The 13,336-nt window shown below is 45.7% G+C and carries 18 protein-coding genes; 11 read left to right on the top strand and 7 right to left on the bottom strand.

Features of this window, described 5'->3' with window-relative positions:
- Window positions 1–80: 80 nt before the first annotated feature.
- The 6 genes from pckA to yrfG form a co-directional block, all read right to left on the bottom strand.
- On the bottom strand, window positions 81–1,697 hold the full coding sequence (gene pckA / locus FHQ23_RS03190) for a phosphoenolpyruvate carboxykinase (ATP) (protein WP_139613017.1): 1,617 nt from the start codon (window positions 1,695–1,697) through the stop codon (window positions 81–83).
- Window positions 1,698–1,882: 185 nt separating this feature from the next.
- A complete protein-coding gene (gene hslO, locus FHQ23_RS03185; protein WP_139613016.1) occupies window positions 1,883–2,770 on the bottom strand; it encodes an Hsp33 family molecular chaperone HslO in 888 nt (295 codons plus the stop codon).
- A 105-nt stretch (window positions 2,771–2,875) separates the two neighbouring features.
- Complete coding sequence (locus FHQ23_RS03180) at window positions 2,876–3,169, bottom strand: type II toxin-antitoxin system RelE family toxin (RefSeq protein WP_139613015.1); 294 nt, start codon at window positions 3,167–3,169, stop codon at window positions 2,876–2,878.
- On the bottom strand, window positions 3,159–3,401 hold the full coding sequence (locus FHQ23_RS03175) for a type II toxin-antitoxin system RelB/DinJ family antitoxin (protein WP_139609021.1): 243 nt from the start codon (window positions 3,399–3,401) through the stop codon (window positions 3,159–3,161). The genes FHQ23_RS03180 and FHQ23_RS03175 overlap by 11 nt, the downstream gene beginning before the upstream one ends.
- 71 nt (window positions 3,402–3,472) lie before the next feature.
- A complete protein-coding gene (gene hslR / locus FHQ23_RS03170) occupies window positions 3,473–3,853 on the bottom strand; it encodes a ribosome-associated heat shock protein Hsp15 (protein WP_139613014.1) in 381 nt (126 codons plus the stop codon).
- Between the two features lie 3 nt (window positions 3,854–3,856).
- The gene (yrfG, locus tag FHQ23_RS03165) at window positions 3,857–4,525 is read right to left on the bottom strand and encodes a GMP/IMP nucleotidase (RefSeq protein ID WP_267963606.1); all 669 of its coding nucleotides are present in this window, start codon (window positions 4,523–4,525) and stop codon (window positions 3,857–3,859) included.
- 196 nt (window positions 4,526–4,721) lie between these two features.
- Between yrfG and nudE the strand changes: the two genes are divergently transcribed.
- The 9 genes from nudE to ppnP all read left to right on the top strand — a co-directional run bounded on the left by nudE (window position 4,722) and on the right by ppnP (window position 11,911).
- Complete coding sequence (gene nudE, locus FHQ23_RS03160) at window positions 4,722–5,282, top strand: ADP compounds hydrolase NudE (RefSeq protein WP_139613013.1); 561 nt, start codon at window positions 4,722–4,724, stop codon at window positions 5,280–5,282.
- A 12-nt stretch (window positions 5,283–5,294) separates the two neighbouring features.
- Complete coding sequence (gene cysQ, locus FHQ23_RS03155) at window positions 5,295–6,140, top strand: 3'(2'),5'-bisphosphate nucleotidase CysQ (protein WP_139613012.1); 846 nt, start codon at window positions 5,295–5,297, stop codon at window positions 6,138–6,140.
- Window positions 6,141–6,273: 133 nt separating this feature from the next.
- The gene (zwf, locus tag FHQ23_RS03150; protein WP_139613011.1) at window positions 6,274–7,773 is read left to right on the top strand and encodes a glucose-6-phosphate dehydrogenase; all 1,500 of its coding nucleotides are present in this window, start codon (window positions 6,274–6,276) and stop codon (window positions 7,771–7,773) included.
- A 1-nt stretch (window position 7,774) separates the two neighbouring features.
- Window positions 7,775–8,488, top strand: a complete 714-nt coding sequence (gene pgl / locus FHQ23_RS03145) for a 6-phosphogluconolactonase (RefSeq protein WP_139613010.1) — start codon at window positions 7,775–7,777, stop codon at window positions 8,486–8,488.
- A 111-nt stretch (window positions 8,489–8,599) separates the two neighbouring features.
- On the top strand, window positions 8,600–10,048 hold the full coding sequence (gene gnd, locus FHQ23_RS03140) for a decarboxylating NADP(+)-dependent phosphogluconate dehydrogenase (protein WP_139613009.1): 1,449 nt from the start codon (window positions 8,600–8,602) through the stop codon (window positions 10,046–10,048).
- Between the two features lie 84 nt (window positions 10,049–10,132).
- Window positions 10,133–10,315 carry a hypothetical protein gene (locus FHQ23_RS03135; RefSeq protein WP_139613008.1) on the top strand — a complete coding sequence of 61 codons (183 nt, stop codon included), beginning with the start codon at window positions 10,133–10,135 and terminating at the stop codon, window positions 10,313–10,315.
- Window positions 10,287–10,583: a type II toxin-antitoxin system RelE/ParE family toxin gene (locus FHQ23_RS03130; RefSeq protein WP_139613007.1), complete on the top strand. Its 297-nt coding sequence runs from the start codon at window positions 10,287–10,289 to the stop codon at window positions 10,581–10,583. Before FHQ23_RS03135 ends, FHQ23_RS03130 begins: the two co-directional genes overlap by 29 nt.
- A gap of 119 nt (window positions 10,584–10,702) precedes the next feature.
- Window positions 10,703–11,485, top strand: a complete 783-nt coding sequence (ygiD, locus tag FHQ23_RS03125; protein ID WP_139613006.1) for a 4,5-DOPA-extradiol-dioxygenase — start codon at window positions 10,703–10,705, stop codon at window positions 11,483–11,485.
- Between the two features lie 144 nt (window positions 11,486–11,629).
- A complete protein-coding gene (gene ppnP, locus FHQ23_RS03120; RefSeq protein WP_139613005.1) occupies window positions 11,630–11,911 on the top strand; it encodes a pyrimidine/purine nucleoside phosphorylase in 282 nt (93 codons plus the stop codon).
- Window positions 11,912–11,966: 55 nt separating this feature from the next.
- On the opposite strand, the gene FHQ23_RS03115 is transcribed toward ppnP, so the two are convergent.
- A complete protein-coding gene (locus tag FHQ23_RS03115; RefSeq protein WP_139610640.1) occupies window positions 11,967–12,092 on the bottom strand; it encodes an SMR family transporter in 126 nt (41 codons plus the stop codon).
- A 179-nt stretch (window positions 12,093–12,271) separates the two neighbouring features.
- Here FHQ23_RS03115 and FHQ23_RS03110 point away from each other — a divergent pair, with 179 nt between their 5' ends.
- Complete coding sequence (locus tag FHQ23_RS03110) at window positions 12,272–12,679, top strand: DoxX family protein (protein ID WP_139613004.1); 408 nt, start codon at window positions 12,272–12,274, stop codon at window positions 12,677–12,679.
- A gap of 97 nt (window positions 12,680–12,776) precedes the next feature.
- Entirely contained in the window at window positions 12,777–13,268 is a 492-nt protein-coding gene (locus tag FHQ23_RS03105) for a YbaK/prolyl-tRNA synthetase associated domain-containing protein (protein WP_139613003.1), read from the top strand.
- The last annotated feature ends 68 nt before the right edge of the window (window positions 13,269–13,336 follow it).

Genomic DNA, 13,336 nt, shown 5'->3' with positions numbered 1-13,336 from the left:
AACCCTAACGAAATTACGTTACTCGCCGATAAAAAACCGCACTTTGTTCAAAGTGCGGTTTTCGTTATGGTTGATTAAACTTATGCTTTTGGACCGGCTGCAACTAAAGCTTTGCCTTCGTCGTTGTCGGTGTATTTATCGAAGTTTTTCGCAAAGCGTCCGGCTAAGTCTTCTGCTTTGACTTGCCACTGTGCTTTATCGGCATAGGTATCACGTGGATCCAAAATTGCAGGATCAACGCCCGGAAGCGCAGTTGGAATGGCTAAGTTAAAGATAGGTAATTGATTCATCTCTGCTTTTTCAATTGAACCGTCTAAGATCGCATCAATGATACCGCGAGTATCTTTAATCGAGATCCGTTTGCCGGTACCGTTCCAACCAGTGTTGACTAAATAGGCTTCCGCACCAGAGGCTTGCATGCGTTTCACCAGCACTTCTGCGTATTGGGTCGGGTGCAATGACAGGAATGCCGCACCGAAACAGGCAGAGAAGGTTGGTGTTGGCTCAGTGATGCCGCGCTCAGTACCGGCCAATTTGGCGGTGAAGCCGGACAGGAAATAATACTGAGTTTGTTCCGGAGTCAGTTTAGAAACCGGAGGCAACACGCCGAAGGCATCAGCCGTCAAGAAGATCACTTTTTTGGCATGACCCGCTTTAGAGACTGGTTTAACAATATTTTGGATGTGATAAATCGGATAAGAAACCCGGGTATTCTCGGTTTTCGATCCGTCGTTGAAATCAATAGTGCCATCCTCTAACACCACTACGTTTTCTAACAGCGCATCGCGTTTAATCGCACGATAAATATCTGGCTCGGCTTCTTCAGACAAATTGATGGTTTTGGCATAGCAACCGCCTTCGTAGTTGAATACACCTTCATCGTCCCAACCGTGTTCGTCATCACCAATCAGACGGCGTTTTGGATCGGTAGAAAGGGTGGTTTTGCCGGTGCCGGACAAACCGAAGAACACTGCAACATCACCATCTTCGCCAACGTTGGCAGAACAGTGCATGGAAGCCACCCCTTTTAACGGCAGGAAGTAGTTCATCATCGAGAACATGCCTTTTTTCATCTCGCCGCCGTACCAAGTTCCGCCGATCAATTGCACGCCTTCGGTCAGGTTGAACGCGACAAAGTTTTCGGAGTTCAGGCCTTGCGCTTTCCAGTTAGGGTTAGTGGTTTTTGAACCGTTTAATACCGTGAAATCTGGTTTGAAGCCTTTCAGCTCTTCGTCATTCGGGCGAATAAACATGTTTTTCACAAAGTGTGCTTGCCATGCCACTTCGGTCACGATTCGCACTGCTAAACGGGTGTCTGGGTTGGTGCCGCAGAACGCATCGATCACAAATAGGCGTTTACCTGAAAGTTGATCTGCCACTAATTTTTTCAGGCTGCCCCAGGTCTCTTGGGTCATGGTTTTGTTGTCGTTTTTAGCTTTGTCGCTGGTCCACCAAACGCTGTCTTTAGTTTTGTCATCTAAGACAATATATTTATCTTTTGGGGAACGTCCGGTGAAAATGCCGGTATCCACCGCAATTGCACCAGTAGTGGTTAATGTGCCTTTTTCGTAACCTTGTAAATCTGCTTTGGTTTCTTCTTCAAACAAGAATTCATAACTTGGGTTATACACCACTTCTTTCACATCGTGGATTCCCAATACGGACAATTCTTTTACTACTGAAGCTACATCTGTCATCTTTATTACCTCTGTTTTTTAGTAAGTTATTAAAAATCAAATTCCGCAGTTATTGTAGAAGAAAAACAGAAATAAAAATGTTAGCTGGATCAAACTATTCAACATAGCTATCAGAAAAAAAGTAAGCGCGAACCTTGTGGCGTCGCGCTTTTTAATAGAATTAGACATTCCTGTTAAGGAATTGTTTAGGCACAGTTTGAATTTTGTTTAAGTTGCTCGATAGCGTGTTTGTTGAAAAAATAGTGGGTGCCACAACATTCGCACTGCATATCAATACTGCCATTATGTTCGTGTAAAATTTCATCAATTTCGTCATCATCAATCAATAATAGTGCTGCTCCGGAGCGCTCTGCGGAGCAACCGCAATGGAAGCTGACCGCACTTGGGTTAAATAATTCAACTGTTTCTTCGTGATACAGTCGATACAACAACTCTTCTGCCGGCAAAGCAAACAATTCCATCGCTTTAACCGTGTGGGTCAGCATCTGCAAATGTTCCAAATCATCAACCGAACCGCTGCCATCCGGCATAATTTGCAGCAGCATACCGGCGGCAACCGGTTTGCCTTCAAACTCGCCAGTTTTGATGAAAAGTGCGGTTTTCAGTTGTTCGGAGCGTTCGAAATAGTCCTGTAGGCATTCGCTAATTGTTGCTTTGCTCAATTCGACAATCCCTTGATAACGCTCGCCTTGTTTTGGATTAATCGAAATCACCAATACCGCTTTGCCGATCATCTGCTGCAAGCTGCTGTCATCCGCGATCTCACCTTCTACCCGTGCCAACGCACGCAATTGCAGTTGATGATTGCCGTTGACCAACGCCAGCTTTAACGGACCGTCTCCTTGAATTTGAACGGTAATATCACCTTCGAATTTCAGAGTGGCAGTCAATAAACTGGTTGCTACCAGCATCTCGCCCAATAGATTCTGCACGGCTTTCGGATAGTGATGGGTGTTCAAGGTTTCTTCAAAAGTGCGGTTCAAGCGCACCCACTCGCCACGCACCGCTTTTTGCTGAAACAGGTAGCGGTGCAGGGTGTCGTTGTCTGGTTGGTAAGCGTTAAATTCGGTCATATTTTGTCCATTGTGATGTATTTATGTTGGCTTGTATATATGGGTGTTTTGTGGGTTTGCAAGGGGAATAAATAATGGGTTGATTTCATTTCGTCGTCTAATTTCTTAATATGTGCTGATTCGGTTTTGCGTATTTTTATAGACTTTCTCACTGTCACGCTGACCAATAGCAATCACAAAAACTGTCACTTTTTCATCTTGTACTTGATAGATCAAGCGATACCCAGAAGTGCGTAATTTAATTTTGTAACAATTTGGAAATTCCCGTAATCGATTGGCTTCAATTTTAGGATTTTTTAGGACTTCAAAAAGTTTCTTTTTAAGTTGAACTTTGATTGTTTCCCCTAATTTTCGCCACTCTTTTAATGCTCTTGGATCAAAAACCAGTTCATAGCTCATCTAAAGTTACCTTGATACCTTGTTCAGGATTATTGAGTCGATAGCGTACGGTTTCAAGTAATGCTAAATCCTCGTCGTTGAGCATAACGGTCTGAATGGGAAATTTTTCATTTTGTGCTACATATTGAAACAAGATTCGAACGGCTTCGGTCGGAGTCATATTCATTTTTTGTAATGCGTGGTAGGCATCTTGCTTCAACTGATCATCTAAACGGATATTTAACGTTGCCATATTAGCTCCTTTCGTTTTATTATCAGCATAAATTGTAATGCAAAATAGCATTACACTCAAGCAAGAATTGGCTACTCTTGATACTTAAACCGAATCAAATCGCGTCGTTCTTTTTTATTCGGGCGCCGTTCGGGGTTGGGCATTGAAAGGGCGTTGGCTTTGCGGGCGGCGGCGATTTGTTCGCGCTTGCTGATGCTGGCGGTGGTTTCTTGATATAGCGATTGTGCTTGTGCTGCGCCGTTGCGTTTGTCGGAGATGGCTAGAATTTCCACCTCTTTTTCATCGCTGCCTTGGCGCAACTTCAGCATTGCGCCGATTTCGACGATTTTGCTGGGTTTGCTTCGCTGTCCGTTATAATGTACCTTGCCGCCGTCAATCATCTCGCGGGCGATTGAGCGGGTTTTATAAAAACGAGCTGCCCACAGCCATTTGTCCAATCTGACTTGTTCCATTTTTTATCCTGGTAACGATCCCAATAAAGTCTGAAAATCAGCGATACTTTGGTGGTTGTTAAATTGCTTTGGCGGTTGTTGCGAATCGGGTGTTGTGATGCCTAACGTGTACGCCATTTGATTGCTTTTAGCCTGATCTAACACCGGCTCCATATCGTCAATTAATAAAGTGCGGTTGGGATTGAGCTGACAGTGTTGATACACCGATTGCCACAGTGCGCGGTGCATTTTCGGTCTTTGGAATTGGTGAGATGAGAGCAGTTGCTCGAAATAACCGCTCAGATTGCAGTTATCCATTTTTACCTGTAGGCTAAAAGGATGTGAATCTGTCAGTAAAATCAATTGCTTGTCTAATTTTTGCAATGATTCCAACAGTGGGTAAACGCCGGAACGCACTTGGGTGTTGAGAGCGTGCTGCCGCTGCATTTCGCGAATCGGCAAATCCAATGTTTTCGCCCAATGATCGATATCGTACCACTGCATACTGTGTTCAATATTGCGGTAAAGCTGTTGAATCCGAGCATGGCAAGTTTGTGCGTCCAAGCCCTCTTTGTCGGCATAAGTTTGCGGCACCAGTTGTTTCCAAAAATAGGCATCTAAATGCAGGTCGATCAAGGTGCCGTCCAGGTCAAATAATATGGTATCGATGTTATCCCAATCGATGATTTTCACGCTTAATCCTTGTTTATGGTTTTTGTTATCATGGGTTATTGGCAGCTAAATGCCACGGACAATGTGAGCGAACTTTGTCGTGAAAGTGCGCTGGAAATGCTCCAAAATGATGGCGTTACTAGCAACATCTTCTGGTCACCAAGCCTGATTATATGCTATTGTTACTGGGATTTATAGTTAATCCGCAGGAGCCAGCATGTGTGAAACTCGGCAAAAACCCAAAATCCTTTCTCTCTCTGTTGCTGCTAAATCAAAAATTTTTGAAATCCAAGCGGTAGACTTGGAATTTGCCAACGGTGAGCGGCGAACATTCGAACGTTTTAAACCCAGCCAGCGAAGTGCGGTCTTGGTGATGGCAATTCACCAAGACAACTTATTATTGGTACGGGAGTATGCGGTCGGTACCGAACGTTATGAACTGGGTTTTGCCAAAGGGCTGATGGATCCGGGCGAAACGCCGCAACAAAGCGCCAACCGTGAATTGCAGGAAGAGATTGGCTTCAAAGCCGATAAATTGACACTACTGCGCACCGTGATCACCTCCCCCGGTTTTATGCATAACCCGATGCACATTTTTCTTGCAGAACAGTTAACGCCATCGCACTTGGTCGGCGACGAGCCGGAGCCGCTAGAGCTGGTGGCGTATCCGCTCAGTGAGGTGGATCACCTGTTGTCACAACAGGATTTTTGTGAGGCGCGTAATCTGACCGCACTTTACCTGTTGCGCGATCATCTAGCCGCGCAATCAGAAGCATAAACGGCGGTTGTTATGAATAAAATTATCTTGACCAACGAACTGCTGAACGCCGCCTTGTCGATTGCCAAACGGGCAGGCGAGCTGCTGTTGACATTTTATTATCAGGATATCGACAGTGAATTGAAGCAGGACAATACACCGGTTACCGCCGCAGATTTGGCAGCCAGCCGTTTTTTAGTCGATGAATTGCAAGCGTTGACGCCCGGCGTGCCGGTGTTGTCGGAAGAGAGCCAAGCGATTGATTTAAGCGAGCGCCGCCATTGGACACAGTATTGGCTGGTCGATCCGTTGGACGGCACACAGCAGTTTTTGCAAAAGACCGATCAATTTTCAGTACTGGTCGCCTTGGTGCAAGATCATCAGCCAACATTGGGGATCGTTTATTCCCCGGTGCCAAGATTAGCATTTTATGCGATGGATAAATTTGGCGCTTATAAACAGCAAAATGGTGTGATCAGCCGCTTGCAGACTTGCACCCCAAGCGATGAAGTGATTCGAATTGTGGTTGGGCAGAATGTCGCGCGCACTCAGGTGCTGGCGTGTTTTCGAGATCAGTTTGAATACCAACTGTTGCGTTATGGATCCAGTGGTCTAAAAGGTGCGCTGGTGGCGGAAGGACGTAGCGATTGTTATATTCGTTTGGGCAAAACCGGTGAGTGGGACACCGCCGCGGTTGAATGTATTTTGCGTGAAACTGGCGGCAAAATCGTGGATTTATACGGAGAGCCCCTGACTTATAATCGGCGGAATACCTTGATCAATCCTGATTTTATTATGCTAGGCAATGCAGCGTTTCCGTGGCAAAAGGTGGTACGTTTTCAACAGCATCTTAAACCGAATGTAGAAAAAACAGTGTAATAAACCGTAAATGATCAAATGCTGAGTCCAAAATAGACGATAAGCGTATAATAAGCGATTGACGACAAGAATCCATCTTATTAGACTGCAACGATTGCTGATCAAAAAGATTGCAGACCTGAAAGGATAAAAAATGAAAAAACCGGACAACAACAGCCTTGTTATTTTTGGCGCATCAGGGGATTTGACCCACCGTAAATTGATTCCAGCCTTATACCATCTGTTTAAAAATGGTCGTCTAGCAGATGATTTTGCGATTTTAGGCGTGAGCAGAACCGAATACAGTGACGCACAATATCGTGAAAAATTGAGTGAAATTTTGGCAAAGAGCGAAAATATTGCAGCGGCTGAGATGGATAAGTTTTTTTCGCATGTTTATTATCAAGCGATTGACACCTCGAACGAAGCCGATTATGCCAAAGTCAAAGTGCGGTTGCAGCAGTTGGAGCAAGCGCACCATACTGGCGGCAATACGCTGTTCTACCTTTCCACGCCGCCGAGCCTGTATCCGGTGATCCCAGCGTGTCTGGCGGCACATGGGCTGAATCACCAGAATCATGGTTGGAAACGCCTTGTGGTGGAAAAACCGTTCGGCTACGATTTGGCATCGGCGATCAGCCTAGATAGCAAACTGCATGAGGATTTTGACGAATCGCAAATTTATCGGATCGACCACTATTTAGGCAAAGAAACCGTACAGAATATTTTAGTGTTGCGTTTTTCTAACGGTTTGTTTGAGCCACTGTGGAATCGTAACTACATTGATTATGTGGAAATTACCGGGGCAGAATCGCTTGGCGTAGAAGAGCGTGGCGGCTATTACGACGGCTCTGGCGCAATGCGCGATATGTTCCAAAACCATTTGCTGCAAGTGTTGGCGATGATCGCCATGGAATCGCCAGCCGTGATCAATGCTGATGCGATGCGTAACGAAGTGGTGAAAGTGCTACAAAGCCTGCATCCGCTGAGTGATGAAGACTTGGAAAAATATTTGGTGCTGGGGCAATATACCGGTGCTAAAGTGCGTGGCGAATACCAAAACGGGTATCGCGAAGAAAAAGGCGTTGATCCGCAATCGCGCACCGAAACCTATATGGCGCTGAAATTGAAGATCGACAACTGGCGTTGGAGCGGTGTGCCGTTTTATATCCGCACTGGCAAACGGCTGCCGACACGGGTGACTGAAGTCGTTATTCACTTTAAGAAAACCCCACATCCAGTGTTCAGCACCAATGCCCCGGAGAATAAATTGATTATCCGCATTCAACCGAATGAAGGAATCGTGATGAGTTTCGGCTTGAAAAATCCGGGTTCCGGATTTGAAGCCAAAGAGGTATCGATGGATTTTCATTATCAGGATTTGGCAGATAAGAATATTCTGGATGCTTACGAACGCTTGCTGTTGGATTCACTGTTGGGAGACGCAACCCTGTTTTCTCGCAGTGATGCAGTGCGAGCCTGTTGGAAATTTGTCCAACCGATATTGGATTACAAAGCCAATAACCCAAAACTATATGGATACGCCAGCGGAACTTGGGGGCCACAAGAAGCAGATTTTATGATGGAATCTAAAAACCGCAGTTGGCGTTTTCCGTGTAAAAATTTAACGAATACGGAATATTGTGAGTTATAACATGAATTATATTACTTTTGCAGACGCACAAAGTGCGGTAGAGAAGATAGCCGAAGCATTTTTAACCTATAGTCAACAAGCCAAGCCGGTCCATATTTCCCTGTCCGGCGGCAGCACCCCGAAGTTGTTGTTTAAAACCTTGGCGGAACAGTATGCCGACAAAATTAATTGGCAAAATCTGCATTTCTGGTGGGGTGACGAGCGTTGTGTTGCGCCGGACGATGAAGAGAGCAACTACGGTGAAGTGCAGCGTTTACTGTTCGATCATATTCAGATTCCGGCGGAGAATATCCACCGCATTCGTGGTGAAGACGAGCCGGAAGCCGAAGCCAAACGCTTTGCCGCTGAAATGTTGGCTGTCGTACCAAAAAACAGCGCTGGTGTGCCGGAGTTCGATTGGATTATTTTAGGTATGGGGCCAGACGGTCACACCGCCTCACTGTTTCCGCTGCAAGTGGATTTTGCCACAACAGTGTTGACCATTGTGGCGAAGCAGCCGCAATCGGGGCAACTACGGGTGTCTAAATCTGCTTACCTGATCGAAAATGCGAAACGCCTGACCTATTTGGTCACCGGCGCCAGTAAAGCTGATCTGCTGCATGAAATTCAACTGGCAGGCGAGAACGAGTTGCCCTATCCAGCGGCTCGGGTCAAGGCGAATAACGGTAATACCGAATGGTATTTGGATGCCGATGCGGCGTCGCAGTTGCAGTAATTTTACCGAGATATATTGAAATGATGGTAGGGGTGGATTGCATCTACCCATTTACAAAGTGCGGTATAACATATTAATCAACAATTTTAGCAAACTAAAAAGGAAACAAATATGAAAGGTGATATCGGCGTAATCGGACTTGCAGTCATGGGGCAAAATCTGATTCTGAATATGAACGATCACGGCTTCAAGGTGGTGGCTTACAACCGCACCACCAGCAAAGTGGACGAATTTTTGCAAGGGGCGGCAAAAGGCACCAATATTATTGGCGCATATTCATTACAAGATTTAGCCGATAAACTGGAAAAACCGCGTAAAGTGATGTTGATGGTGCGTGCCGGTGAAGTGGTCGATCAATTTATCGATAGTTTGTTACCGCACTTGGAGCAGGGTGATATCATCATCGATGGTGGCAACTCCAATTATCCGGACACCAACCGCCGCGTGAAAGATTTGGCGGCAAAAGGCATTCGCTTTATCGGCGCCGGAGTTTCCGGCGGCGAGGAAGGCGCACGTTTCGGACCATCAATTATGCCGGGCGGTAACGAAGAGGCTTGGGTTTATGTCAAACCAATTTTGCAAGCGATTTCCGCCAAAACCAAAGATGGCGAACCGTGCTGTGATTGGGTAGGCAAAGAGGGCGCCGGGCATTTTGTGAAAATGGTGCACAACGGTATCGAATATGGCGATATGCAGTTGATTTGCGAAGCCTACCAATTCCTGAAAGAAGGGCTGGGCTTAAGTTATGACGAATTGCACCAGGTATTTAGTGAGTGGAACAAAACCGAACTGGACAGCTACTTGATTGAGATCACTGCCGATATTCTGGGCTATCGTGATGAAAACGGCGAACCGTTGGTAGAAAAAATTCTGGATACTGCCGGGCAAAAAGGCACCGGAAAATGGACCGGCATCAACGCATTGGACTTAGGCATTCCGTTGACCTTAATCAGCGAAGCGGTATTCGCTCGTTGCGTGTCGGCATTCAAAGAACAGCGTGTCGAAAACCAAGCGTTGTTCAACAAACAGATCGATACGGTTACAGGCGATAAAGCGCAATGGATCGAAGCGGTACGCAAAGCGCTGCTGGCCTCAAAAATTATCTCTTATGCGCAAGGCTTTATGCTGATTCGTGAAGCGTCAGAAAACAACCATTGGGATCTGAACTATGGCAATACCGCACTTTTATGGCGCGAAGGCTGTATTATCCGCAGTGCGTTCTTGGGCAATATCCGTGATGCTTACGAGACTAATCCGAATCTGCAATTCTTGGGTGCCGACCGCTATTTCAAAACTATTTTGGAAAATGCGTTGCCAGAATGGCGCAAAGTGGTGGCGAAATCCATTGAGATCGGCTTGCCAATGCCGTGTATGGCGTCGGCCATCACGTTCTTAGACGGCTACACCAGCGCCCGTTTGCCGGCCAACCTGCTACAAGCGCAGCGTGACTACTTCGGTGCACACACTTACGAGCGCACCGACCGACCACGCGGCGAGTTTTTCCACACTAACTGGACCGGCAAAGGCGGTGATATCGCTTCTACGACTTATGAAGTGTAGTCACTGATTAATATTGGAAATAAAATGAATAGTAACTGTGTTTCTGTGGCAACACAGTTACTATAATTAAAAACGGAGGCTTGTATGCTGATAAAAGAAAAAGGATATGATGAATATCTGGCTGAAAAAATTGCAGCGGGGCGGGCGGATATTGCAGCTGGTCGTATTGTTACACTTGAAGAGGCAGAATTACTAACACTTGAGATTGTTGAACGGATTGCGAATGAGGAAGTAGAGTTTGAACAAAATATCAAAGCGTTCGCTTAATTTTTCTGTTCGAGCATTAACTGAATTAGAGGATATTCTCATTAGTGTTGGTGAATATACTAATTCTGCTCGAAGTGTTGCAAAATTACGGTCACTTTTTTTTGAAAAATTTGATTTTATTTCAGAATTCCCGAAAGCCTATAAAGTGCAGTCTGACGGTAGCCGATACGCTTTTTGTCAACGCTATCGGATTGTTTATGAATACAATGAGGTGGAAAATAACGTATTCATTTTGACCGTGTTACACAGCCTGAAAAAATATCCATAGCGTAAACAATGACATTATCTATTATTTCCCGATAGAAAATCATCCATCAACAAAACCGCACTTTATTTCCTATTGGTTGATTCATATACTTCAAAGATACAAATTCACAAGGAGTTAATATGAACAACAAAATGCCGGCGATTTTTATCGGTCACGGTTCGCCCATGTTGGCGATTCAAGACAACCCATTCACCCCGAAATGGCGTCAAGCGGCACAGGCAATGCCGAAACCGAAAGCGATTTTGGTGATCTCTGCCCACTGGATCTCGATGGGGGTGGCAGAAACTGCCGCAGCCAATCCAGCGCTGAACTATGATTTTTACGGTTTTCCGGAGGCGCTGTATCAAGTGCAATATCCGGTGCAAGGCGCTCCGGCGTTGGCGGCACAAGTGAAAGATTTGGTTAACAATCCGAATATCAGTCTTGATATGGAACAAGGCTTGGATCACGGCACTTGGGCGGTGTTGAAACAGATGTATCCGGCGGCGGACATTCCGGTGGTGCAACTCAGCTTGGGCGGACGTTTGACAATGCAGCAGCATCTCGAACTGGCAAAACAGCTAAAACCGCTGCGCGAGCAGGGCGTGTTGATTCTAGGCAGCGGCAACTTGATCCACAATTTGCGCCTAATCGACTGGCAGCGCTCGGATCAACTGTTCGGGTATGACTGGGCGCAGCGTGCGCAACAAACCTTATTGGATTTGATCCGTTCAGGCGATTTGCCAGCGCTCGCCGATTACCGCTCGTTAGGCGAAGACGTGCAAAAAGCGATTCCGACACCGGAACACTATCTGCCGTTGCTGTATATTTTGGCGCTGCAAGATCCTGACGACAAGCTGAATATTTTCAATACCGATTTTGTCGGTGGTTCGTTGGATATGACCTGCGTTCAAGTTGGGTAATCTCAAGTTGATGTCAAAGTGCGGTTTATACCGCACTTTGCGCTTAAATTTAATGCTTATCTTGAAAATTAAAAAGATTATTGATTTTTAATCAAGTTATCACATAAAATGCTAAATATTATTTATCAACAAAAGGAAAGCAATATGTTAAAAATCAATCAATATTTCGACGGCAAAGTGGCGTCAATCGGGTTGCAAACTGAAACCTTACCGGCAACGGTCGGGGTGATGGCGGCCGGTGAATACACCTTCGGCACCAGCCAGTTTGAAACCATGACCGTGATCAGCGGCGCCCTAAGCGTCAAACTGCCGCAAAGCGATGAATGGCAAACATTCAGTGCAGGTGAAACCTTTACCGTTGATGCCAACCAATCGTTTGATCTGAAAGTTACAGTCGAAACCGCCTATTTCTGTACTTACGGCTAAGTCTGACCGCACTTTGCGCTATCATCGGCACCGCTAAGATGCCGATTTTTATCTTTTAATGCCTCACTGTTTTCGAAAAAAGGTTGATCGCCACGATCATACTCGGTGCGAAATGAGTGAATTGCTGTGAGGCTTTCAGCATCGAGGTCGCAATAATTTCAGCGACAATTGCGATAAACAAAGATCAACATCCCCTATTATGTAAAAAGGGGGATTTTGCAGCAGTGTCACATCGGATGATTTCTTTTGGGTTGATAATACGTTTCTTTTTCTTGGGTTGTTCCGCCAATCAGGAAAACTATAATGACCGCACTTTATACCAGTAACCATTTTTAACATTTTATATTAAGAGAGAAACCGATGAACAATAAATTAAATTCCTATGCACCTTATGCCTTAGCCTTATTACGCATTATCGCCGCTTATATGTTTATTTGGCACGGTACGGCGAAATTTTTCGAATATCCGGTTTCAATGACGGGTGGTAACGGCGGCGTGGCGCTGTTCTCACAATACGGCTTGGCTGGCGTATTAGAAATCGGTGGCGGAATGTTGTTGGCGTTGGGCTTGTTCACGCGTCTGACCGCATTTTTACTGTCTGGTCAAATGGCGTTTGCTTATTTTGTGGTGCACGGTGCCGCAGGCAATATTTTGATGCCGTTGTTGAATCAAGGTGAATTAGCAGCGCTGTATTCGCCAGTGTTTTTGTACTTTGTGTTTGCCGGCCCAGGCGCATTAGCATTGGACAATAAAATTTGTAAAAAATAATCGCTTGTTGATGTTCAAGCCACCCGTTCGGTTAACGCCGAGCGGGTTTTTTGTTATAGTCAGGTCAGCAACTGAATTGCAACGATGGAGAGAGAAGATGTCATTAGCCACTTTTCAACAACTGACCGCACTTTTGCATCAACAACAAGCACGTTATCGCGTGGTTGAGCACCCAGCCTGCGGCAAGTCGGAAGAGGTCGCCAAGGTGCGTGGTACTGAATTAGGACAAGGCGCAAAAGCGTTATTGTGCGTGGTGAAAGGGCAAGGTACAAAGCAGTGGGTTTTAGCCATTTTACCGGCGGACAAGCAAGCGGATTTATCTCGCTTGGCAACCGCACTTGGTGGTTTGCGTGCGGCACTTGCCAGCCCGAAAGAAGTTAGCGAACTGACTGATTGTGTCTTTGGTGCAATTCCACCCTTCAGCTTTCACCCGGAATTAAAACTGGTTGCCGACCGCAGCTTGTTTAACCGTTATAGCGAGCTGGCATTTAACGCCGGCACGCTGGAAAGCTCGATTATCCTCAACACTGAAGACTACCGCCGAATCGCCGATCCTCAGGTGCTGGATTTTGTGCAAAGTGCGGTTTAATTTTATAAATCTGTTTTCTGCTACAGAAAAAATGTAAATTAGGCTATAATTAGTGCTCGAATTTCACT

The organism is Testudinibacter crocodili (assembly GCF_006228025.1).
In the GTDB taxonomy this organism is placed as follows: domain Bacteria; phylum Pseudomonadota; class Gammaproteobacteria; order Enterobacterales; family Pasteurellaceae; genus Chelonobacter.
The sequence above is the reverse complement of the archived record's forward strand: the minus strand, read 5'-3'. Positions and strand labels throughout refer to the sequence as shown.